18 protein-coding genes are annotated in these 19,282 nt (G+C 68.4%); 4 read left to right on the top strand and 14 right to left on the bottom strand.

The window, feature by feature from the left end:
• The first annotated feature begins 99 nt into the window (after positions 1-99).
• A complete protein-coding gene (locus tag BLR75_RS20040) occupies positions 100-282 on the top strand; it encodes a PA3496 family putative envelope integrity protein (RefSeq protein WP_084313759.1) in 183 nt (60 codons plus the stop codon).
• Positions 283-538: 256 nt separating this feature from the next.
• On the opposite strand, the gene BLR75_RS20035 is transcribed toward BLR75_RS20040, so the two are convergent.
• Positions 539-3,661, bottom strand: coding sequence for an efflux RND transporter permease subunit (locus tag BLR75_RS20035; protein WP_084313760.1), 3,123 nt, complete (start codon positions 3,659-3,661; stop codon positions 539-541).
• A gap of 6 nt (positions 3,662-3,667) precedes the next feature.
• Positions 3,668-4,771 (bottom strand): efflux RND transporter periplasmic adaptor subunit, encoded by a 1,104-nt coding sequence (locus BLR75_RS20030; protein ID WP_084313761.1) that lies wholly within the window; start codon positions 4,769-4,771, stop codon positions 3,668-3,670.
• A gap of 98 nt (positions 4,772-4,869) precedes the next feature.
• Here BLR75_RS20030 and BLR75_RS20025 point away from each other — a divergent pair, with 98 nt between their 5' ends.
• The gene (locus BLR75_RS20025; RefSeq protein ID WP_084313762.1) at positions 4,870-5,502 is read left to right on the top strand and encodes a TetR/AcrR family transcriptional regulator; all 633 of its coding nucleotides are present in this window, start codon (positions 4,870-4,872) and stop codon (positions 5,500-5,502) included.
• Positions 5,503-5,763: 261 nt separating this feature from the next.
• Here BLR75_RS20025 and BLR75_RS20020 read toward each other — a convergent pair whose 3' ends face one another.
• The 8 genes from BLR75_RS20020 to ppc all read right to left on the bottom strand — a co-directional run bounded on the left by BLR75_RS20020 (position 5,764) and on the right by ppc (position 13,732).
• Positions 5,764-6,549 (bottom strand): class I SAM-dependent methyltransferase, encoded by a 786-nt coding sequence (locus BLR75_RS20020; protein ID WP_084313763.1) that lies wholly within the window; start codon positions 6,547-6,549, stop codon positions 5,764-5,766.
• A 44-nt stretch (positions 6,550-6,593) separates the two neighbouring features.
• Entirely contained in the window at positions 6,594-7,301 is a 708-nt protein-coding gene (locus BLR75_RS20015; protein WP_084313764.1) for an extensin-like domain-containing protein, read from the bottom strand.
• Positions 7,288-8,124 carry an isocitrate lyase/PEP mutase family protein gene (locus BLR75_RS20010; protein ID WP_084313765.1) on the bottom strand — a complete coding sequence of 279 codons (837 nt, stop codon included), beginning with the start codon at positions 8,122-8,124 and terminating at the stop codon, positions 7,288-7,290. Before BLR75_RS20010 ends, BLR75_RS20015 begins: the two co-directional genes overlap by 14 nt.
• A gap of 59 nt (positions 8,125-8,183) precedes the next feature.
• Positions 8,184-9,038 carry a DUF72 domain-containing protein gene (locus BLR75_RS20005; protein ID WP_084313766.1) on the bottom strand — a complete coding sequence of 285 codons (855 nt, stop codon included), beginning with the start codon at positions 9,036-9,038 and terminating at the stop codon, positions 8,184-8,186.
• Positions 9,038-9,325 (bottom strand): hypothetical protein, encoded by a 288-nt coding sequence (locus BLR75_RS20000; RefSeq protein ID WP_084313767.1) that lies wholly within the window; start codon positions 9,323-9,325, stop codon positions 9,038-9,040. Before BLR75_RS20000 ends, BLR75_RS20005 begins: the two co-directional genes overlap by 1 nt.
• A 202-nt stretch (positions 9,326-9,527) precedes the next feature.
• Positions 9,528-10,202: a tRNA (adenosine(37)-N6)-threonylcarbamoyltransferase complex dimerization subunit type 1 TsaB gene (tsaB, locus tag BLR75_RS19995; RefSeq protein WP_084313768.1), complete on the bottom strand. Its 675-nt coding sequence runs from the start codon at positions 10,200-10,202 to the stop codon at positions 9,528-9,530.
• An 87-nt stretch (positions 10,203-10,289) separates the two neighbouring features.
• A complete protein-coding gene (adk, locus tag BLR75_RS19990; RefSeq protein WP_084313769.1) occupies positions 10,290-10,937 on the bottom strand; it encodes an adenylate kinase in 648 nt (215 codons plus the stop codon).
• A gap of 158 nt (positions 10,938-11,095) precedes the next feature.
• The gene (gene ppc, locus BLR75_RS19985; RefSeq protein ID WP_084313770.1) at positions 11,096-13,732 is read right to left on the bottom strand and encodes a phosphoenolpyruvate carboxylase; all 2,637 of its coding nucleotides are present in this window, start codon (positions 13,730-13,732) and stop codon (positions 11,096-11,098) included.
• Between the two features lie 198 nt (positions 13,733-13,930).
• Here ppc and BLR75_RS19980 point away from each other — a divergent pair, with 198 nt between their 5' ends.
• On the top strand, positions 13,931-14,275 hold the full coding sequence (locus BLR75_RS19980) for a pilin assembly protein (RefSeq protein ID WP_084313807.1): 345 nt from the start codon (positions 13,931-13,933) through the stop codon (positions 14,273-14,275).
• A 128-nt stretch (positions 14,276-14,403) separates the two neighbouring features.
• On the opposite strand, the gene cadR is transcribed toward BLR75_RS19980, so the two are convergent.
• Positions 14,404-14,871 carry a Cd(II)/Pb(II)-responsive transcriptional regulator gene (cadR, locus tag BLR75_RS19975; protein ID WP_084313771.1) on the bottom strand — a complete coding sequence of 156 codons (468 nt, stop codon included), beginning with the start codon at positions 14,869-14,871 and terminating at the stop codon, positions 14,404-14,406.
• A gap of 93 nt (positions 14,872-14,964) precedes the next feature.
• Here cadR and BLR75_RS19970 point away from each other — a divergent pair, with 93 nt between their 5' ends.
• Complete coding sequence (locus tag BLR75_RS19970) at positions 14,965-17,151, top strand: heavy metal translocating P-type ATPase (protein ID WP_084313772.1); 2,187 nt, start codon at positions 14,965-14,967, stop codon at positions 17,149-17,151.
• Positions 17,152-17,447: 296 nt separating this feature from the next.
• On the opposite strand, the gene BLR75_RS19965 is transcribed toward BLR75_RS19970, so the two are convergent.
• From BLR75_RS19965 to BLR75_RS19955, 3 genes are read right to left on the bottom strand one after another with little or no spacing between them, the layout of a single operon-like run.
• Positions 17,448-17,948, bottom strand: a complete 501-nt coding sequence (locus BLR75_RS19965) for an O-acetyl-ADP-ribose deacetylase (protein ID WP_084313773.1) — start codon at positions 17,946-17,948, stop codon at positions 17,448-17,450.
• Positions 17,945-18,268 carry a PA3694 family proteiin gene (locus tag BLR75_RS19960; RefSeq protein WP_084313774.1) on the bottom strand — a complete coding sequence of 108 codons (324 nt, stop codon included), beginning with the start codon at positions 18,266-18,268 and terminating at the stop codon, positions 17,945-17,947. Before BLR75_RS19960 ends, BLR75_RS19965 begins: the two co-directional genes overlap by 4 nt.
• Positions 18,265-19,191 carry an alpha/beta hydrolase gene (locus BLR75_RS19955; protein ID WP_084313808.1) on the bottom strand — a complete coding sequence of 309 codons (927 nt, stop codon included), beginning with the start codon at positions 19,189-19,191 and terminating at the stop codon, positions 18,265-18,267. The genes BLR75_RS19960 and BLR75_RS19955 overlap by 4 nt, the downstream gene beginning before the upstream one ends.
• Between the last annotated feature and the right edge of the window lie 91 nt (positions 19,192-19,282).

Below are 19,282 nucleotides of genomic sequence, written 5' to 3'. Positions count from 1 at the left end.
GTAGGAATCGTCCGACTCCATTGAAAAAATCTTTTTTACCGCCCCGTACTTTGTCGATATAAGGGCGCCAAGCACACCCCATAAACTGGAGTGACTGGTATGGCTAAAGAAGACCTCGAACTGGAAGACGAAGTGACAGTAGTGGAAGACGAAGCCGATGAGAGCGTCGAAGCCGCAGCGGAGGTCGCCAAGACCAACCTGACCAAGCGCCGCATCATCGACAACTATCTGGAAGAACGTCGTCTGCAGAAGCAACTGAACGACTACGATTTCGACCTGTAGTCATCCCGATGGAAAAAGCCCCGCCGGTGTTGCGGGGCTTTTTGTTGGGGTCGCGGGCATGGCCCGCTCCTACATCCACCGATGTGGTGAGGCTGCCACCAACGCCGGGCTCTTCGTAGGGTGGATGAGGCTCTTTTCATCCACCATTGCGGGGCCGCATGGGCGGCCATGGTGGATCGATGGAGCGTGATCCACCCTACTGGCTGCACGAAACCTGCAGGAGCGGGCCATGCCCGCGAAATGATCGCACGCAGCATCACGCCCCCAGCGTCGCCTCCGAATCCCCCGCCGCGGCGCCTTTCTCTCCGGCGCTTTCCTCCTGCTTCACCCTGAACCACGCCGCGTACAGCGCCGGCAGGAACAGCAGGGTCAGCGCCGTGGCGACGATCAGGCCGCCCATGATCGCCACCGCCATCGGCCCGAAGAACACGCTGCGCGATAGCGGGATCATCGCCAGCACCGCCGCCAGCGCGGTCAGCACGATGGGACGGAAGCGCCGCACGGTGGCCTCGATGATGGCGTGCCAGCGGTCCAGGCCGTGGGCGATGTCCTGCTCGATCTGGTCCACCAGGATCACCGAGTTGCGCATGATCATCCCGGCCAGGGCGATGGTGCCGAGCATGGCGACGAAGCCGAAGGGTTTCTGGAAGATCAGCAGGAACAGGGTCACGCCGATCAGCCCCAGCGGCGCGGTGAGGAACACCATCGCCACCCGCGAGAAGCTGCGCAGCTGCAGCATCAGCAGGGTCAGCACCACCACGATGAACAGCGGGATGCCGGCGTTCACCGAGTTCTGCCCCTTGGCCGAGTCCTCCACCGTGCCGCCGATCTGCAGCAGGTAGCCGCTGGGCAGCTCGGCGCGGATCGGCTCGAGGGTCGGCGAGATCTGCTTGACCACCGTGGCCGGCAGCGTCTCGTCGTAGATGTCGGCGCGCACGGTCACCGTCGGCAGACGGTTGCGCCGCCAGATGATGCCTTCCTCGAAGCCGTACTCCAGGGTCGCCACCTGCGACAGCGCCACGCTGCGCCCGCTGGCGGTGGGGATGGCGAGGGACGGCAGCTGCGACAGGTCCTGCCGCTCGCTCTCGCTGCCGCGCAGGAGGATTTCGATCAGCTCGTTGTCCTCGCGGTAATAGCTGACGGTGGCGCCGGTCAGGCTGCTGCGGAGGAACTGCGAGATGTCCGCGGTGCTGACGCCGAGGGCGCGGGCGCGGTCCTGGTCGATGTCGAGGAACACCGCCTTGCTCGGCTCCTCCCAGTCCAGGTGCACGTTCACCACGTGCGGGTTCTCGCGCATCCTGCCGGCGACCTGGCGGGCCAGCGCGCGAACCTCGCCGATGTGCTCGCCGGAGACGCGGAACTGCACCGGGTAGCCCACCGGCGGACCGTTCTCCAGGCGGCTGATGCGGCTGCGCACGGTGGGGAAGTCCTCGGCCATGCGCTCGATCAGCCAGCGGCGCACTTCCTCGCGGGTCTGCAAGTCCTTCGCCAGCACCACGAACTGGGCGAAGCTGGCCGCCGGCAACTGCTGGTCCAGCGGCAGGTAGAAGCGCGGCGAGCCGGTGCCGACGTAGGCCACGTAGTTCTCGATGCCGGGGTGCTCGGCGAGCAGCCTCTCCAGGCGCTGCGCCTGCTCGGTGGTGGCCTTGAGCGAATCGCCCTCGGCCAGCTTGAGGTCCACCAGCAGCTCCAGGCGCGCCGACGGCGGGAAGAACTGCTGCGGCACCAGGCGGAAGGCCATCACCGAGCCGACGAAGGCCAGCAGGGTCAGCGCGATCACCGTCTTGCGATAGCGCACGCACCATTCCACCAGGCGCCGGAAGCGCTGGTAGAAGCCGGTCGAATAGGGATCGTGGCCCTTGTCGCTGCCGCCGTGCTTCTGCGCATGCAGCCTGGCCAGGTCCGGCAGCAGCTTTTCGCCCAGGTAGGGCACGAACACCACGGCGGCGATCCATGACACCAGCAGGGCGATGGTCACCACCTGGAACAGCGAGCGGGTGTACTCGCCGGTGCCGGACTGCGCGGTGGCGATCGGCAGGAAGCCGGCCGCCGTCACCAGGGTGCCGGTGAGCATGGGGAAGGCGGTGCTGGTCCAGGCGAAGCTAGCCGCGCTGAAGCGGTCGTAGCCCTGCTCCATCTTCACCGCCATCATCTCCACCGCGATGATCGCGTCGTCCACCAGCAGGCCCAGCGCCAGCACCAGGGCGCCGAGGGAAATCTTGTGCAGGCCGATGCCGAAGTAGTACATGCAGGCGAAGGTCATCGCCAGCACCAGCGGGATCGACAGCGCCACCACCAGCCCGGTGCGCAGGCCGAGGGAGAAGAAGCTCACCAGCAGCACGATGACCAGCGCCTCGGCCAGCACCTGGACGAACTCGCCGACGCCCTGGCGTACCGCCGCCGGCTGGTCGGACACCTTGCGCAGCTCCATGCCCGCCGGCAGGGTCTGCTGCAGGCGCTGGAATTCGGCGTCCAGCGCCTTGCCGAGGACGAGGATGTCGCCGCCCTCCTTCATCGCCACGGCGATGCCGATGGCGTCCTCGCCCATGAAGCGCATGCGCGGCGCCGGCGGATCGTTGAAGCCGCGGTGCACGTCGGCCACGTCGCCGATGCGGAAGGTGCGGTCGCCGACGCGGATGGGGAAGTCGCGGATGTCCTCCACCGAGTCGAAGCGCCCGGAAACCCGCAGCTGCACACGGTCGCTGGCGGTCTCGAAGAAGCCGGTGGCGGACACCGCGTTCTGCTCCTCCAGCGCCTTCTGCACCGCCGCCAGCGGCACGCCGAGGGTGGCCAGCTTGGTGTTGGACAGGTCGATCCAGATCTTCTCGTCCTGCAGGCCGATCAGCTCGACCTTGCCGACGTCCTTGATCCGCTGCAGCTGCAGTTGCAGGCGGTCGGCGTAGTCCTTCAGCACGGCATAGTCGAAGCCGCTTCCGGAAAGCGCGTAGATATTGCCGAAGGTGGTGCCGAACTCGTCGTTGAAGAACGGCCCGACCACGCTCTGCGGCAGGGTGAAGCGGATGTCGCCGATCTTCTTGCGGATCTGGTACCAGAGCTCGGGAACGTCCTTCGAGCGCAGGTCCTCGCGGGCGACGAAGATCACCTGCGATTCGCCGGGCCGCGAGAAGGACTGGATGCGCTCGTAGTCGCCGGTCTCCATCAGCTTCTTCTCGATGCGCTCGGTGACCTGGCGCGAGACCTCCTCGGCGGTGGCGCCCGGCCACAGGGTGCGGATCACCATGGCCTTGAAGGTGAAGGGCGGGTCCTCGCTCTGCCCCAGCTTGCTATAGGACAGCGCGCCGACGATGCCGAGCAGGAGCATGAAGTAGAGGACGATCTGGCGGTTCTTCAGCGCCCAGGCGGAGAGATTGAATTGCATCGCCCGTCACTCCTTCGCCAGCAGCTTGACCGAACGGTTTTCCCGGTCGACCGGCCGTACCTCCTGGCCTTCGCGCAGCACCTGGACGCCGGCCGCCACCACCCATTCGCTACCGTCCAGGCCCTCCAGCACCGGCACGCGGTCCTCGGTGTAGGGACCGGTGCGCACCGCGCGGCGCTTCAGTGTTGAGGAAGCCGGATCGACCACCCAGACGAACGCCCGCCCGGCCTCGGCGGTCAGCGCGCCGAGCGGCACCGACAGCGGCACCTCGCCATTGGCGCGCACGTAGACGCGGGCGCTCTGGCCGAGTTCGGCGGGCACCCTGGCGTCCTCGAAGGCGACCCGCGCGGCGAAGGTGCGCGACTGCGGATCGGCCGCCGGCGACAGCTCGCGGATATGCCCGCTGAAGCGCCTGCCGGGCTGCGACCACAGTTCGACGCTGACCTTCTCGCCGACGCGGAAGCGTTCGATGGCGTGCTCGGGGAAGCTGATCGACACCTCGCGCTCGCCGTCGGCGGCCAGGGTGAACACCGTCTGTCCGGCGGCCACCACCTGCCCCACTTCCACCCGGCGGGCGGAAATCACCCCGTCCTGCGGCGCGCGCAGCACCGCGTAGGCGGTCTGGTTGCGCGCCACGTCGTACTCCGCGCGCACCTGCTTCAGGCGCGCCTCGCCGGCGCGGTAGACGTTTTCCACGTTGTCGTACTGGGAACGGCTGACCAGCCCGCGGTCGAGCAGGGTTCTGTAGCGGGAGTGTTCGGAGCGCACGGTCTGCAGGTTGGCCTCGGCGGCCGCGACCTGGGCGCGCATGGCCTCCAGTTGCAGGCGCACATCCTGCGGATCGAGTTCGGCCAGCGGCTGGTCCTTCTTCACCCGCTCGCCCATGTCCACCAGGCGCTTGCTGACCTTGCCGCCGATGCGGAAGGCCAGTTCCGGCTCGAAACGGGCACGCACCTCGCCGGGATAGGCTTCGGTCACATTGCCGGCGGGCACCGGCTGGACCACCATGGCCGGGCGCACCGCCGGCTTGGCCGGCTCACCATTGCCACAGGCTGTCAGAGAGAGGATGAAGGCAAGGGGGAAAGCGGCGGACAGAACATGGCGAAACATGATGATGACCTTTCGCAAAAGCGAGTTGGAATTTTTATACTCCCCGGTATAGTAAAAATACAGTACCGCTCAGTCCAGTATTTCATTGGTAATAAAGCATGTCCCAACCGACCAGTTCGAACGGCCCGGGCCGCCCCAAGGACCTGGCCAAGCGCCAGGCCATCCTCGAGGCGGCCAAGGTGCTGTTCGTCAGCAAGGGCTACGACGGCAGCAGCATGGAAGCCATCGCCGCCGAGGCTGGAGTCTCGAAGCTCACGGTCTATAGCCACTTCACCGACAAGGAAACGCTGTTCAGCGAGGCGGTGCGGGCCAAGTGCGCCGAGCAGATGCCCGAGCTGTTCGCCGAACCGCCGGCCGGCGCGACGCTCGAAGAGCTGCTGCTGCCGCTGGCGCGCGGCTTCAACCGGCTGGTCAACAGCCCGGAAGCCATCGCCCTCAGCCGCCTGATGGTCGCCCAGGGCGGGCAGAATCCGCAGCTGTCGAAACTGTTCTTCGACGCCGGCCCGCAAAGGGTGCTGGATCAGATGGAGCGCCTGTTCGCCCACGCCCAGCAGAGCGGCGCCCTGCACTTCGACAACCCGCGCCACGCCGCCGAGCATTTCCTCATGCTGGTGCAGGGCTGCGTGCACTTCCGCCTGCTGGTCGGCTGCGTCGAAGCGCCGAGCGAGGATGAAAGCGAGCGACATGTGCGCGAGGTGGTGGATTTGTTCATCAGGGCGTATCGGCCGTAGGTGCGGCTCGCGCGCCCCTGTAGGCGCGCCATGCGCGCGACATCGGCGCTGCCGGCATTTCGCGGGCATGGCCCGCTCCTACAGGTTTTCCCCTGCGTTCGCAGACATGGCCCGGTTGACAGCGGACCTGTAGGAGCCAGCTTGCTGGCGATCCGGTTTTCCTTCAGCGCCAGAGTGGCCGGATAGTGCTTTTTGTAGGAGCGGGCCATGCCCGCGACCCAACGCGAAAACGATCGCGGGCATGGTTGCTCCTACAATGGCCTACTGCTTCAGGCTCTTCAGCGGATAAATGTCATAGCGGCTGGACTTGCCTTCCAGGCTGTAGCCCGGCTTCGCGCCCTCGATGATCGGTGCCTTGCGCGGGCGCTTCACCACCACGCGGTGGGTCGCCAGCTGCAGCGCGGCCTGCAGCAGCGCCGGGGCATCCAGGTCGTCGCCCACCAGCGGGCGGAACAGGCGCATTTCCTTCTTCACCAGCGCGCTCTTGTCGCGGTGCGGGAACATCGGGTCGAGGTAGATCACCTGCGGCGGTTCGCCTTCCCAGGCGTTCATCAGCTCGATGGCATTGCCCGGCAGCAGGCGCATGCGGGAGACGATCGGCACCACCTCGAAATCCCGCGCCGCCCGCGCCAGGCCGTCTTCCAGCAGGGCGCCGATCAGCGGCTGGCGTTCGATCAGGCGCATCTCGCAGCCGAGGGTCGCCAGCACGAAGGCATCGCGGCCGAGGCCCGCCGTGGCGTCCAGCACGAAGGGTCGCACGCCGGGCTGGATGCCCACCGCCTTGGCGATCATCTGCCCGCTGCCGCCGCCGAACTGGCGGCGGTGCGCGGCGGCGCCTTCGAGGAAGTCGACGCGTACCGGCCCCGGCGAATCCGGTCCGAGCTGCAGCAGTTGCAGCCCGTGCTCGCCCAGTTGCAGGGCGAAGTCCGCCGAGGGGTCTTCCGCCAGTTCCAGGCCGAGACGCTGCGCCCACTGCCGCGCGGCCGCCTGGAATTCGGCGCCGAGAGCCTGGACGACGATGCGCGGCGGGTTCGGGGAATCGCTCATGGGCTGGAATCCTGGAAAAAACCGCGATTCTACCCCAGGCGGAATCAGCGGCAGAGCTGCCAGCCGCCCATGTCGACGTGGAAGTGGTCGCGGTGGGCGGCGTTGTATTCCGGGCCGAGCACGCCGTCGAAGCTGGCGCAGGCGCCGTCGTGAACCTGGCGGAGGAAACGCGCGGCATCGCCCTCCCCGCTCCAGTCGCGGGCGATGACGATGCGCCGACCGTCGCGCAGGCGGAAGGCGGCGATATCCAGGGCATTGGCCGTGGCGTGCTGGCTGCGCCGGGCGTTCTCGCGGCCGTAGACGTTGCGGCAGGCGAAGCTGCCGAGGTGCTCCAGCGCCACCACCGGCTGGCCATACACGGCGTGGGCCGCCGGCTGCAGGGCATGCCGTTCGAACAGGGCGAAGCTCACCGCCAGCGGACAACTGGCGAGGAAGCTGCTGCTCAGCCCCACTTCCGCGCCCTGCACCCGCACCACTCCGCTCAGCGGGCAACCCCTGGCCGGCTCGCTGTCGGCCATCGGCTGCACCCGCAGGCCGGAGGTCTCCAGCGCCTGCCGGCACAGGCCGGAATCGCGCCCCAGGCGCCAGAGCTTGAAGCGGGTCAGCAGGTTGGGCGGCTCGCGCACGTCCAGCGGCGCCCAGGGATTCCAGCGCGGCGGAACCTCCAGCCAGCCCTGATGGACCGCCAGCGGTACGCCGAACAGTCCCGCCAGCAGCAGCCAGACAACGACGCGGCCGCTAGGGTTTGCCATGGAACAGGTCGTTGATGGTCGCGAACGGGATCGCCTGCTGCGTCTCCGCCAGGCTGCCATCGCGGCCGAGCGCCGTGGCTGCCTGCAGGAAGGCGCCGTAGGCCACCCGCACCAGGCTGGAGCCGAGGCTGACGCGCTTCACGCCCAGCTCGGCCAGTTCCGCCAGCGACAGCTTCAGTGTCGGCGAACCGACCAGCACATTCACCGGACGCGGCTTCACCGCGTCGACCACCGCGACGATCTGCTCGCGGGTGGTCAGCCCCGGCGCGTAGAGCACGTCAGCGCCGGCCTCGGCATAGGCGACCAGGCGGTGAATGGTGTCATCCAGGTCGTCGCGCCCGTGCAGGAAGTTCTCCGCCCGCGCCGCCAGGGTGAACGGGAATGGCAGCGCGCGCGCCGTCTCCACCGCTGCGCGGACCCGCTCGACGGACTGTTCCAGCGGATAGATCGGCCGCTCGGCATGCCCCGTCGCGTCTTCGATGGATCCGCCGACCAGGCCGATGGCCGCCGCCAGGCGGATGGTTTCGGCGCAGTACTCGGGCGCGTCGCCGTAGCCATTTTCCAGGTCCGCCGCTACCGGTAGCGGCGTCGCCTCGACTATCGCCCGCGCATTGGCCAGCGCTTCGCCACGGCTCACTGCGCCTTCGGCGTCGGGGCGGCCGAGGGAGAAGGCGAGGCCGGCGCTGGTGGTCGCCAGGGCCTTGAAGCCCAGGCTGGCAAGCATCTTCGCCGAGCCGGCATCCCAGGGATTGGGCAGGACCAGCAGCCCGTCGCCCTGGTGCAATGCCTGGAAGGCCAGGCCGCGTTGCTGTTGAGTGGTCATGGGCAGCTCCATGGGAAAAGGGAAACCAGCAGATTAGCCCCGCTGGAAAGGGCTGGCGATCAGAGCAGGCCGAGTTGCTCGACCTCGGGCTTCACTTCCGGCAACGCCGGCAGGCCGGGAAGCCTTTGCATCAATAGCCCGTGGAAACGCTGCGCCTGTTCCGCTGCCCTGTGGTTGTCCGGGGTGTGCAGGAATACGTGCGGCGTCAGGCCCTGCTCGATCCACCCGGCGACCTTGTCCACCCAAGGCAGCAGGTAGCCGTGGTTGGCGCCGAGGTCCGGCCCGCCGATGAAGCGCACCTGCGGGCTGTCGCTGAAGGCGGCCGGGCGCACCGGCACCCTGGGTTTCTTCGACTGGGCATGAAGCACGGCGGGATCGTCGGAATGGCAGGCGAACAGCGCCCGTGAATCCAGACAGATGCGCTCGACGCCGCGCTCGTGGAGCATACGGTTGAGCGCGCGCTCCTCGTCACCCCTGGCGAAGAACGCCTGGTTGCGTACTTCCACGGCGATCCGCCGCGCGGCGAATTCGTCCAGCCAGTAGCCCAGCTCGCCCAGCCGCTGCGGGCCGAAGCTGGCCGGCAACTGCAGCCACAGCGGCATCACCCGCGCGCCCAGCGGCGCCAGCAGTTCGAGGAAGTCGGCGGTGGCGGCCAGTTGCTCGCGCAGGTCGCCTTCATGGCTGATGTCGCGCGGCAGCTTGGCGCAGAAGTGGAAGCCGGCCGGCATGGCCGCCGCCCAGCGCTGCAGGGTTTCCGCGTTCGGCCGGGCATAGAAGGTGGTGTTGCCTTCCACGGCGTTGAACACCTGCGCGTAGTGGCCGAGGGTATCGGCGGGGCGCAGGTCGGCGGGATAGAAGGTGCCGCGCCAGGCCGGCTCGTTCCATGACGGGCATCCGAGGTAATACGGCAGCATCAGGCGTATAGGTCGAGACCCAGGACTTCCGGGGCGTCGGGATCGGCGGTCAGGCCGGCGGTGGCGGCGTAGCTGGCCAGCGCCTGGGCGGCGCGGCTGCCCAGCGGGCGCGAGTATCCGCCGTCGTCGACGACCAGCATCGGCAGGCTGTAGCTGCCGGCGCCGCGCGGCTTCTGTTCCCCTGTCCGCCCGAAGTCCTGGCGAATCTCATGCACCGGCGTGACCGGCCTCCCTGTGCGGGCGCCGCGGTCGAGCGGGATGAGGGTGGAGGAAGCGTCGATGCGCATGGTCGGGACTCGGGGGAGATATGGGTAAATCTAGTCAGTGGTGGGTGGTGTGGCAATCTGGCGACAGTGTCGCCGTACCTGTAGGAGCCAGGGGGACGCCTAGTCCTTGCTGGCGATCCGGAGTATTGGTCTGGCACCGATGTAGCCGGTCAAGACGGTTGATCGCCAGCAAGCTGGCTCCTACAAAAAAGAGGAACGGTGTTCAGCTGGCCTTCGGCGTGGCGACGTTATCGCGCAGATAGACCGGCTGCGCCTGGTCCGCCGGCACCGCCTCGCCGCGCTCCCAGGCGAACAGCGCCAGGGCGAGCAGGTCCTCGGCGTGGGGCAGCAGCGTGGCGTCATGGGCGTTGGCCTGCACCGCCAGCCGCTCGACATAGCCCCAGCCGGTACCGGCGCCGAACCATTCGCCGGACGCATCCCGCGGCAGCGCCACTTTCTCCGGCGGCAGCACCGCCTCGGCGCCGGCCAGGCGCATCTCGCCGTTTTCCAGCCGGTAGCAGCCCCAGTAGACCTCGTCCATCCGCGCATCGATGGCCGCCGCCACCTGGGTGGCGCCGTGCTCGCGGTGGGCGCGCTGGGCGAGGACGGCCAGGTCGGAGATCGGCAGCACCGGGCGCTCCAGGGCGAAGGCCAGGCCCTGCACCACGCCGATGGCGATGCGCACGCCGGTGAAGGCGCCCGGGCCGCGGCCGAAGGCGATGGCGTCCAGCGCCGACAGGGCGATGCCCGCCTCGGCGAGCAGGTCCTGCACCATGGGCAGCAGGCGCTGGGCGTGCAGGCGCGGGATCACCTCGTGGCGGACGAACCGGCGGCCGTCGTGCAGCAGGGCGACGGAACAGGCTTCGGTGGAGGTATCCAGGGCCAGCAGGGTCGGCATCGGTCGGTCTCGGAGCAATACGAAAAGGGCGGGCATTATAAACGCCAAAGGCCCGCAAGCGGGCCTCTGGAGCTGTATCGGGTCGGATCAGCCGAGGGCTGCGAGCACCTTGGCGGTGATCTCGTCGACCGAACCCACGCCTTCGACGCAGCTGTACTTCGGGGTGCCATCGACGGCGGCGAGCTTCTGGTAGAAGTCGACCAGCGGCTTGGTCTGCGAATGGTAGACCGACAGGCGGTGACGCACGGTTTCCTCGCGGTCGTCTTCGCGCTGGATCAGGTCTTCGCCGGTGACGTCGTCCTTGCCGGCGACCTTCGGCGGATTGTGCTCGACATGGTAGACGCGGCCCGAAGCCGGGTGTACGCGGCGACCGGCCATGCGGCTGACGATTTCCTCGTCGTCGACGGCGATTTCCAGCACGTTGTCGATGCTCACGCCCGCTTCCTTCATGGCCTCGGCCTGCGGAATGGTGCGCGGGAAGCCGTCGAACAGGAAGCCGTTGGCACAGTCGGGCTGGGCGATGCGCTCTTTCACCAGGTTGATGATCAGGTCATCGGAAACCAGGCCGCCGGCATCCATCACGCTCTTGGCCTTGAGGCCGAGCTCGGTGCCCGCCTTGACCGCCGCGCGCAGCATGTCACCGGTGGAGATTTGCGGAATGCCGAACTTTTCGGTGATGAAGCGAGCCTGGGTACCTTTGCCGGCACCGGGCGCCCCGAGCAGAATCACACGCATCGATATGCTCCTTTAATACTTGTTAAGCGAAATCTGGATCCGCCGCAGGGGGGCCAATCTCACATGCAGGGATGGCGCAAGAACGCGCCGAAAGGCTGTCCAAGATACACAGCGCCCCCACACCACACAAGCCACCGGAATCGGGTGGAAAAACCGCCTCAACCGGTGTTGCGCAGCCCCGCCGCGATGCCCGCCACGGTCACCAGCAGGGCCTTTTCCAGGCCGCCGCAGGCATCCCCCTGGCAGCGTCTGGAACGCGCCAGAAGCTCCGCCTGGAGCAGGTGCAGCGGGTCCAGGTAGATATTGCGGATGCCTATGGATTCGCGCGTCTCGATAGCCTGGGCGAGCAGCCGCGACTGGCCTGTAAGCCCCAGCAGCACGCGGATCGACTGCGACAATAGGTCGCGTAAATGCGACCCCAACTGTCGCAGTTCCGATTGCACCAGACGCTGGTCATAGAGTTGCGCGATTTCCCCGTCGGCCTTGGCCAGCACCATCTCCAGCATGTCGATGCGCGTGGCGAAGAACGGCCACTCGTTGCGCATGCGCCCGAGCAGCGCGCCCTCGCCCCGTTCGATGGCGTTCAGCAGGGCGTCTTCCCAGCCGAGCCAGGCCGGCAGCATCAGCCGCGTCTGGGTCCAGGCGAAGATCCACGGAATCGCCCGCAGGCTCTCCACCCCGCCCTCGCGCCGCTTGGCCGGGCGGCTGCCCAGCGGCAGGCGGCCGAGTTCCTGTTCCGGCGTGGCCTGGCGGAAATACTCGACGAACTGCGGATGCTCCCGTACCACCGCGCGGTAGGCGGCCAGGCCATCGGCGGCCAGGCGGTCCATTTCCTCGCGCCAGGCCTGCTCCGGTACCGGCGGCGGTTGCAGGGTGGCCTCCAGCACGGCCGCCAGGTAGAGGTTGAGGTTCTGCTCGGCGATGCCCGGCAGGCCGAACTTGAAGCGAATCATCTCGCCCTGTTCGGTGGTGCGGAAACGACCGGCCACCGAGCCCGGCGGCTGCGAGAGGATCGCCGCATGCGCCGGGCCGCCACCGCGCCCGACGGTGCCGCCGCGGCCATGGAACAGCAGCAGCTCGACGCCATGCCGCGCACAGATGTCCACCAGCGCCTCCTGCGCCCGGTACTGCGCCCAGGCCGCGGCCAGGGTGCCGGCGTCCTTGGCCGAGTCGGAGTAGCCGATCATCACTTCCTGCGGCCCGGCCAGGCCGTCGCGGTAGCTGTCCAGGCTGAGCAGGCGGTCGATGCACGGCCCGGCGTTGTCCAGATCGTCCAGGGTCTCGAACAGCGGCACCACGCGCATCGGCCGGGAGACGCCGGATTCCTTGAGCAGCAGTTGCACGGCCAGCACGTCCGAAGGGTGCCCGGCCATGGAGATCACGTAGGAACCCAGCGAGGCCGCCGGCGCCGCGGCGATCGCCCGGCAGGTGGCGAGCACTTCCCCGGTCTCCGCCGACAGCGCGTGACTGGCCGGCAGCAGCGGCCGGCGATTGGCCAGTTCTTCGAGAAGGAATTCCTGGCGCACCGCCTCGTCCCACTCGTCGTAGCGGCCGAGGCCGAGGTATTCGGTGATCTCGCTGAGCGCCCGGGCGTGGCGCGTGGAGTCCTGGCGGATGTCCAGGCGGGTGAGGAACAGGCCGAAGGTGGCGGCGCGGCGCAGGCAGTCGAGCAGCGCGCCATCGGCGATCACGCCCATGCCGCATTCGTGCAGCGAGCGATGGCAAAGCTCCAGCGGTTCCAGCAGCTCGCGGTTGTCCGAGAGCACCTCGGCCGGCGGCTGCTCGCTGCAGGCCAGTGCCCGCTCGGCCCAGGCGCGGGTGGCGCGCAGGCGGTCGCGCAGTTGCTTGAGCAGGGCGCGGTAGGGTTCGGCGACCGGACCGACGCGCTCGCACAGCTCGGCGCTGGCCTGCTGCATGGACAGTTCGGAGGCCAGCCCGTCGACATCGCGCAGGTACAGATCGGCGGCCATCCAGCGCGCCAGCAGCAGGACCTCGCGGGTGACCGCGGCGGTGACGTTGGGATTGCCGTCGCGGTCGCCGCCCATCCAGGAGGCGAAGCGGATCGGCGCCGCACTCAGCGGCAGGCGCTGGCCGGTGTGCTGCCGGAGGCTCTGGTCGACCTGGCGGAGGAAGTTCGGCAGCGCCTCCCAGAGCGAGTGCTCGATGACGGCGAAGCCCCATTTCGCCTCGTCCACCGGGCTCGGCCGGCTGCGGCGGATTTCCTCGGTGTGCCAGGCCTCGGCGATCAGCTGGCGCAGGCGCGCCTGCACCCGCCGGCGTTCCTCGGGCAGCAGGTCGGCGTGGTCCTGGGCCGCCAGTTGCGCGGCGATGGCGTCGTATTTCTGGATCAGCGTGCGGCGCGCCACTTCGGTGGGATGCGCGGTGAGCACCAGCTCGATCTCCAGCCCGGCGACCTGGGCGGCCAGCTCTCCGGCCTCGTGCCCGGACTTGCGCAGGCGCGCCAGCAGTTCGGCGAACACCCGGTTCTCGAAGGGCTCCGGCTCGTCGGGCTTGCGCCGGCGGATGCGGTGGTACTGCTCGGCGATGTTGGCGAGGTTGAGGAACTGGTTGAACGCCCGCGCCACCGGCAGCAGTTCGTCCTCGGCCAGGCCGTCCAGGGTCGCGGTGAGCTGCCGCGCGCCTTCCGCCGAGCCGCGCCGGGCGGCCTTGGCGCCCTGGCGGATCAGCTCGATCTTGTCGAGGAAGCCCGCGCCATACTGGTCGCGGATGGTCTGGCCGAGCAGCTCGCCCAGCTGGTGCACGTCCTCGCGCAGCCTGGCATCGATATCCGGCATGACGAACCCTCCCCTTGCGCTGATGGTTTTCCAGAGTGCCGAGGCCGCTTCCGGCTGACAAGAGCGCGACGAACGCCAGGGCTTCTGCTCGGACAACGTCTAGGCTGAAAGTGATCCCCGAAACGACCCGGGAAATCATCACCCGGCCTCATGAGGGCCGCCAGCCACGCCCGCCACCCGCGGGCCGACGAGGTGAACATGAAGATCCGCGATCTGGTACGCCATTGGGAACAGAATGCCAGGGGGCGCCTGACCAAGCACCAGTACAGCATTCCCCTGGACGTGGAAACCGCGGCCCGCCTGGCCGCGCTGCATGACATGTATCCGAAGCGCAGCAGCGAGGAACTGCTCGGCGAGCTGGTGGCCTCCGCCCTGGAAGAGCTGGAGGCGAGCTTCCCCTACGTGAAGGGCACCAGGGTGGTGGCCACCGACGAACAGGGCGATCCGCTCTACGAGGACGTGGGCCAGACGCCGCGCTTCCTGCAGCTGTCACGCAAGTATCTGCACGAGCTGACCGAGGAGAAGGAAGCGGCGGGGAATTGATTCCGTCATCCTCGCGAATGCGGGGATCCAATAAACCAGCGGCGTTGTAGGCCGGCCATGCAGGTCCTGTAGGAGCCAGCAAGCTGGCTCCTACACGTTGGGTGCGCGAAAGGAACCCCGCGCCGCACTCAATGCCGCCCATGCACCCCCGGCACATGCAGGTGCCCCGCCTCGGCGCAGTCGGCCGGCACCGTCGATGGCTCCGCCGGCTGTTCCAGCTCGCGCAGGATGCCGCAATCCTCGCTGTTCCCCGTGCCCGCGCAACGCGCGCGCAGTTCGCCGAGCTGCTGGCGCAGCGACTGCAGTTCGGCGATGCGCACCTCGACGTGGTGCAGGTGTTCGTCGATCAGCCGGTTGGCCGTGCCACAATCCGCCTCGGGGCGATCGCGCAGGCCGAGGAGGATGCGGATCTCGTCCTGGGTCATGTCCAGCGAGCGGCAGTGGCGGATGAACGACAGCCGCTCCACGTGCGCCGTGTCGTACTGCCGGTAGTTGCCCTCGCTGCGCGCCGGCTCCGGCAGCAGGCCCTCGCGTTCGTAGTAGCGGATGGTTTCCACCGGACAGCCGGTGAGTTTCGCCAGTTCGCCGATTTTCATCGCGGGTCTCCCGTGCGCAGCAGGTTCTGGTTGACTCTGTAGTTACTACAGGGTGTGCAATGCATGGCAACTCGTCAAATCGGATGCGACGCCATGAGCCATGAGCACTCCTGCTGCCACGACCATCAACACCCGCCGCGCGCGGCCGCCATCGATACGGGGGCGCTGACCGGGGGTGCCGAGCTGCGCTGGAGCAGCCTGCGCATCGAAGCCATGGACTGCCCGACCGAGGAACGCCTGCTGCGCGATGCGCTGGGCAAGGTCCCGGCGGTGGAGAACCTCGAATTCAACCTGATGCAGCGCCTGCTCCGAGTGCAGCATCGCTTCGAAAGCATCGAGCCGCTGCAGAGGCTGATCGCCTCGCTGGGCATGCAGGCCGAGGCGCTGGATGAGCGCCAGCCCCTCGCCGAAACCCCGGCGCCACGGCACAAGCCCTGGTGGCCGCTGGCCGTGGCCGGCGGGCTGGCGCTGGCGGCGGAGGTCTGCGAATGGTTCGCCCTCGGCCCGCAATGGCTGGTCGCCGCCCTCGCCATCCTGGCGATCCTTGGCGCCGGGCTGCCGACCTACCGCAAGGGCTGGATCGCCCTGAAGAACCGCAACCTCAACATCAACGCCTTGATGAGCATCGCCGTCACCGGCGCCCTGCTGATCGGCCAGTGGCCGGAAGCGGCGATGGTCAGCGTGCTGTTCGCCATCGCCGAGCTGATCGAGGCGAAGTCCCTGGAGCGCGCCCGCCGCGCCATCCGCGGTCTTCTCCAGCTCGCCCCGGAGCAGGCCACCGTGCTGGTGGACGGCGAATGGCGGTCCATCCCGGCGAAGACGGTGACTCCCGGTGCGCACGTGCGGGTCCGGCCCGGCGAGCGCATCGCCCTGGACGGCGAAGTGCTGAATGGCCGCTCCAGCGTGAACCAGGCGCCGATCACCGGCGAAAGCCTGCCGGTGGAAAAGGAACTGGGCGACACCCTGTTCGCCGGCACCATCAACGGCGAAGGCGCGCTGGAATACCGCGTCACCCGCAGCGCCGACGACAGCACCCTGGCGCGGATCATCCACGCGGTGGAACAGGCCCAGGGCTCGCGCGCGCCGACCCAGCGCTTCGTCGATCGCTTCGCGCGCATCTACACGCCGGCGGTGATCGCCATCGCCATCCTCACCGCCCTGCTGCCGCCGCTGTTCTTCGGCGGCGCCTGGCTGGACTGGGTCTACCGCGCGCTGGTGCTGCTGGTGATCGCCTGCCCCTGCGCACTGGTGATCTCCACGCCGGTGACCATCGTCAGCGGCCTCACCGCGGCGGCGCGGCTCGGCGTGCTGGTCAAGGGCGGCGCGTTCCTCGAACTCGGCCACCAGTTGGCCTGGGTGGCGCTGGACAAGACCGGCACCCTGACCGAGGGCAAGCCGCGGCAGACCGACTTCCTGCCGCTGGTGGAGCGGGAGAACATCCGCGCGCTGGCCGCCAGCCTCGCCGCGCGCTCCGACCACCCGGTTTCCCAGGCCGTGGCCCGGGCCGCCGAAGCCGATGATGTCGTCCTGTACGCGATGAGCGACCTGGTTGCCCTGGCCGGCCGCGGGGTCAAGGGCGTGATCGACGGGCACACCTACAACCTCGGCAATCACCGCCTGGTGGAGGAACTGGGGCTGTGCTCGACGCAGCTGGAAGCCCGCCTGGAAGCGCTGGAGGAACAAGGCAGGACGGTCATCGTGCTGCTCGACGAAAGCGGCCCGCTGGCGCTGTTCGCGGTGGCCGACGCGCTGAAGGAAACCAGCCGCGAGGCGGTCGCCGAGCTGCACCAGCTCGGCGTGAAAACCCTGATGCTGACCGGCGACAACCCGCACACCGCCGCCGCCATCGCCGCCCAGGCGGGCATCGACGTGGCCCTCGGCAACCTCCTGCCGGAGGACAAGCTGCGCGAGGTGGAACGGCGCCAGGCCGGCGGCAGCCGCGTCGGCATGGTCGGCGACGGCATCAACGACGCCCCGGCGCTGGCCCAGGCCGACATCGGCTTCGCCATGGGCGCCGCCGGCACCGACACCGCCATCGAGACCGCCAGCGTGGCGCTGATGGACGACGACCTGCGCAAGCTGCCGCTGTTCATCCGCCTGTCGCGGCGGACCCAGGGCGTGCTGGTGCAGAACATCACCCTGGCGCTGGGGATCAAGGCGATATTCCTGGCACTCACCCTGTTCGGCCTGGGCACCCTGTGGATGGCGGTGTTCGCCGACATGGGGGCCAGCCTGCTGGTGGTGTTCAACGGCTTGCGGTTGTTGCGCTCGCGGGGGTAGGCACGGCGTGGGAGGCCATTCTGTCGCGGGCATGGCCCGCTCCTACGGGAAAGTCTGGTGTTGTGGCTCCCTCACCCCAGCCCTGGCTGCGCGCCCCGCTCCAGAGGGAGAGGGGGCAGATTGGCGTCGGGGTGAATGCCGTGCCACCCGGCGACTCCGAACGGTCCCCTCTCCCTGAGGGAGAGGGTTAGGGTGAGGGGGAAGCATCAAGACGATGTAAGACAGTTGCTCCTACAGCCGTAGGGTGGGTGTAACCCGCCATTGCCGTTATTCAGCGGGTTTCACCCGTCCTACGTTCAGCCCAGCAGGGAGCGATACAGCTCCGCCATCTCCGCCGAGAACGACACCAGGATCATCTCCCGCAACGGGCTGCCCGCCTCGCGCGCCGCGCGCAGTTCGGCGATGGCGATGCGTGCCGCCGCCTCGTGGGGATAGCCGTAGATGCCGCAGCTGATCGCCGGGAAGGCGATGCCGGCGAGGGCGTTTTCCTCGGCCAGGCGCAGGCTGTTGCGGTAGCAGGCGGCGAGCAGGTCCGGCTCGCCGTGGCCGCCGCCACGCCAGACCGGGCCGACGGTGTGGATGATGTGCCGGGCCGGCAGGCGGAAGCCGGGAGTGATCCTGGCTTCGCCGGTGGGACAGCCGCCGAGCTGGCGGCAGTATTCGAGGAGTTCCGGGCCGGCCGCCCGGTGGATGGCGCCATCGACGCCGCCACCGCCGAGCAGCGAGCTGTTGGCCGCGTTGACGATGGCGTCGATCTCAAGGCAGGTGATATCGCCTTGCCAGACTCGAATGTTCATTTCACCTCTTGCGGGGTCTCCTGGCCCAGGCAGCGCACCGCATGCCTGCGGTCGTCGACCAGCACCCCGGAAAGCCCCTTGGTCTTGGTGTCGAACAGCACCAGCACACCGTCGATGCAATGCGCGACCTGGTCCGCCGGCTCGAGGGACAGTTTAACGTCTTCCCCGGGAATGGACTTGAGCATGGTGAATTCGGCCAGCAGGCGGGCGTCTTCCGGCTTGGCGAAATGCAGGTAGCCGTAGTACCAGAGCACCGCGACGCTGCCGAAGATGCTGGCGATGGCGGTGAGGATGTAGGGGATCGGGTTGCGTTCGTTCATTGACTGCCTTGTGTCTGCTGGGCCGGCGCGGAATCGGCCGGCGGATCGGTAAGGGGGACTTCGGCCAGGCGGCGCAGGCCGCTGAAGTGCCGCGGATCGTCGAGGAAGCGCAGCATCACTTCACGCCAGGTCGGGTCGCCGAAGGTTTCCACGTGGTTGCCGCGGGTGAGCTGGAAGACCTTCGGCGGATTCGCCGCCTTGTACAGGCTCAGGCCGTTTTCCAGGGGCACGATGGTATCGTCGATGCTGTGAAAGAACAGCACAGGTGCGCCAGAAAGTCGCGGCATCGCGCGGATCGCGCTGTCGCCGTCCGGCACCAGCAGGGACAGCGGAGCCTGGAATGCCCAGGTCAGCCAGGGCTTGTCCAGGGTGTAGCGCGCCACTTCGCGGTAGCTGGCGGGCACGCCGTCCAGCACCAGGCCGTGCAGTTGCCGCACGCGCTCCGGATGTTGCGCCAGGTAGTGCACCGCCAGCGCGCCGCCGAGGCTCTGGCCGAGCACCACCAGCGGCTTGTCCTGCGCTTCCGGGGCGCGGTCGAGCCAGGCGAAGGCGGCGTCGATGTCGCGGTAGACCTCCGGCAGCGCCGGCGCGCCGCGGGAACGGCCGTAGCCGCGGTAGTCGAGCATCAGCACCTGGTAGCCCTGCTTCGGCAGCCAGAAGGCGCCGCCCAGGTGCCAGGCCATGTTGCCGCCATTGCCGTGCAGGTGCAGCACGGTGCCCTTGACCGGCACGCCCGCCTTCGCCGGCAGCCACCAGCCGGCGAGCTTCACGCCGTCGCTGGTGGTCAGGGTCACGTCGCGGTATTCCAGCTTGGCCCGCGCCGGGGTGAAGGGCACGTCGGGGCTGGGGTAGAACAGCAGCTCGCTGCAGCCGCCGAGGAACAGCAGCAGGGACAGCGCGGCGGCCTTGAAGCGGTGAGTCATGGTCGGGTCATCCATGGGGCCGGGGATCGCGGACGGAGTGCGCTCCTACGGTGCAGGCTGACAACGGCTTCCCTACGAAGGGCATCTCGGT

Source organism: Pseudomonas jinjuensis (genome assembly GCF_900103845.1).
Taxonomy (GTDB): Bacteria; Pseudomonadota; Gammaproteobacteria; order Pseudomonadales; family Pseudomonadaceae; genus Pseudomonas; species Pseudomonas jinjuensis.
The sequence above is the reverse complement of the archived record's forward strand: the minus strand, read 5'-3'. Positions and strand labels throughout refer to the sequence as shown.

What these genes read in the sequence shown, in the direction of transcription:
- BLR75_RS20040 (WP_084313759.1), top strand. Translation starts at nt 100, where the DNA reads ATGGCTAAAGAAGACCTCGAACTGGAAGACGAAGTGACAGTAGTGGAA.
- BLR75_RS20035 (WP_084313760.1), bottom strand. Translation starts at nt 3,661, where the DNA reads ATGCAATTCAATCTCTCCGCCTGGGCGCTGAAGAACCGCCAGATCGTC.
- BLR75_RS20030 (WP_084313761.1), bottom strand. Translation starts at nt 4,771, where the DNA reads ATGTTTCGCCATGTTCTGTCCGCCGCTTTCCCCCTTGCCTTCATCCTC.
- BLR75_RS20025 (WP_084313762.1), top strand. Translation starts at nt 4,870, where the DNA reads ATGTCCCAACCGACCAGTTCGAACGGCCCGGGCCGCCCCAAGGACCTG.
- BLR75_RS20020 (WP_084313763.1), bottom strand. Translation starts at nt 6,549, where the DNA reads ATGAGCGATTCCCCGAACCCGCCGCGCATCGTCGTCCAGGCTCTCGGC.
- BLR75_RS20015 (WP_084313764.1), bottom strand. Translation starts at nt 7,301, where the DNA reads ATGGCAAACCCTAGCGGCCGCGTCGTTGTCTGGCTGCTGCTGGCGGGA.
- BLR75_RS20010 (WP_084313765.1), bottom strand. Translation starts at nt 8,124, where the DNA reads ATGACCACTCAACAGCAACGCGGCCTGGCCTTCCAGGCATTGCACCAG.
- BLR75_RS20005 (WP_084313766.1), bottom strand. Translation starts at nt 9,038, where the DNA reads ATGCTGCCGTATTACCTCGGATGCCCGTCATGGAACGAGCCGGCCTGG.
- BLR75_RS20000 (WP_084313767.1), bottom strand. Translation starts at nt 9,325, where the DNA reads ATGCGCATCGACGCTTCCTCCACCCTCATCCCGCTCGACCGCGGCGCC.
- tsaB (WP_084313768.1), bottom strand. Translation starts at nt 10,202, where the DNA reads ATGCCGACCCTGCTGGCCCTGGATACCTCCACCGAAGCCTGTTCCGTC.
- adk (WP_084313769.1), bottom strand. Translation starts at nt 10,937, where the DNA reads ATGCGTGTGATTCTGCTCGGGGCGCCCGGTGCCGGCAAAGGTACCCAG.
- ppc (WP_084313770.1), bottom strand. Translation starts at nt 13,732, where the DNA reads ATGCCGGATATCGATGCCAGGCTGCGCGAGGACGTGCACCAGCTGGGC.
- BLR75_RS19980 (WP_084313807.1), top strand. Translation starts at nt 13,931, where the DNA reads ATGAAGATCCGCGATCTGGTACGCCATTGGGAACAGAATGCCAGGGGG.
- cadR (WP_084313771.1), bottom strand. Translation starts at nt 14,871, where the DNA reads ATGAAAATCGGCGAACTGGCGAAACTCACCGGCTGTCCGGTGGAAACC.
- BLR75_RS19970 (WP_084313772.1), top strand. Translation starts at nt 14,965, where the DNA reads ATGAGCCATGAGCACTCCTGCTGCCACGACCATCAACACCCGCCGCGC.
- BLR75_RS19965 (WP_084313773.1), bottom strand. Translation starts at nt 17,948, where the DNA reads ATGAACATTCGAGTCTGGCAAGGCGATATCACCTGCCTTGAGATCGAC.
- BLR75_RS19960 (WP_084313774.1), bottom strand. Translation starts at nt 18,268, where the DNA reads ATGAACGAACGCAACCCGATCCCCTACATCCTCACCGCCATCGCCAGC.
- BLR75_RS19955 (WP_084313808.1), bottom strand. Translation starts at nt 19,191, where the DNA reads ATGACTCACCGCTTCAAGGCCGCCGCGCTGTCCCTGCTGCTGTTCCTC.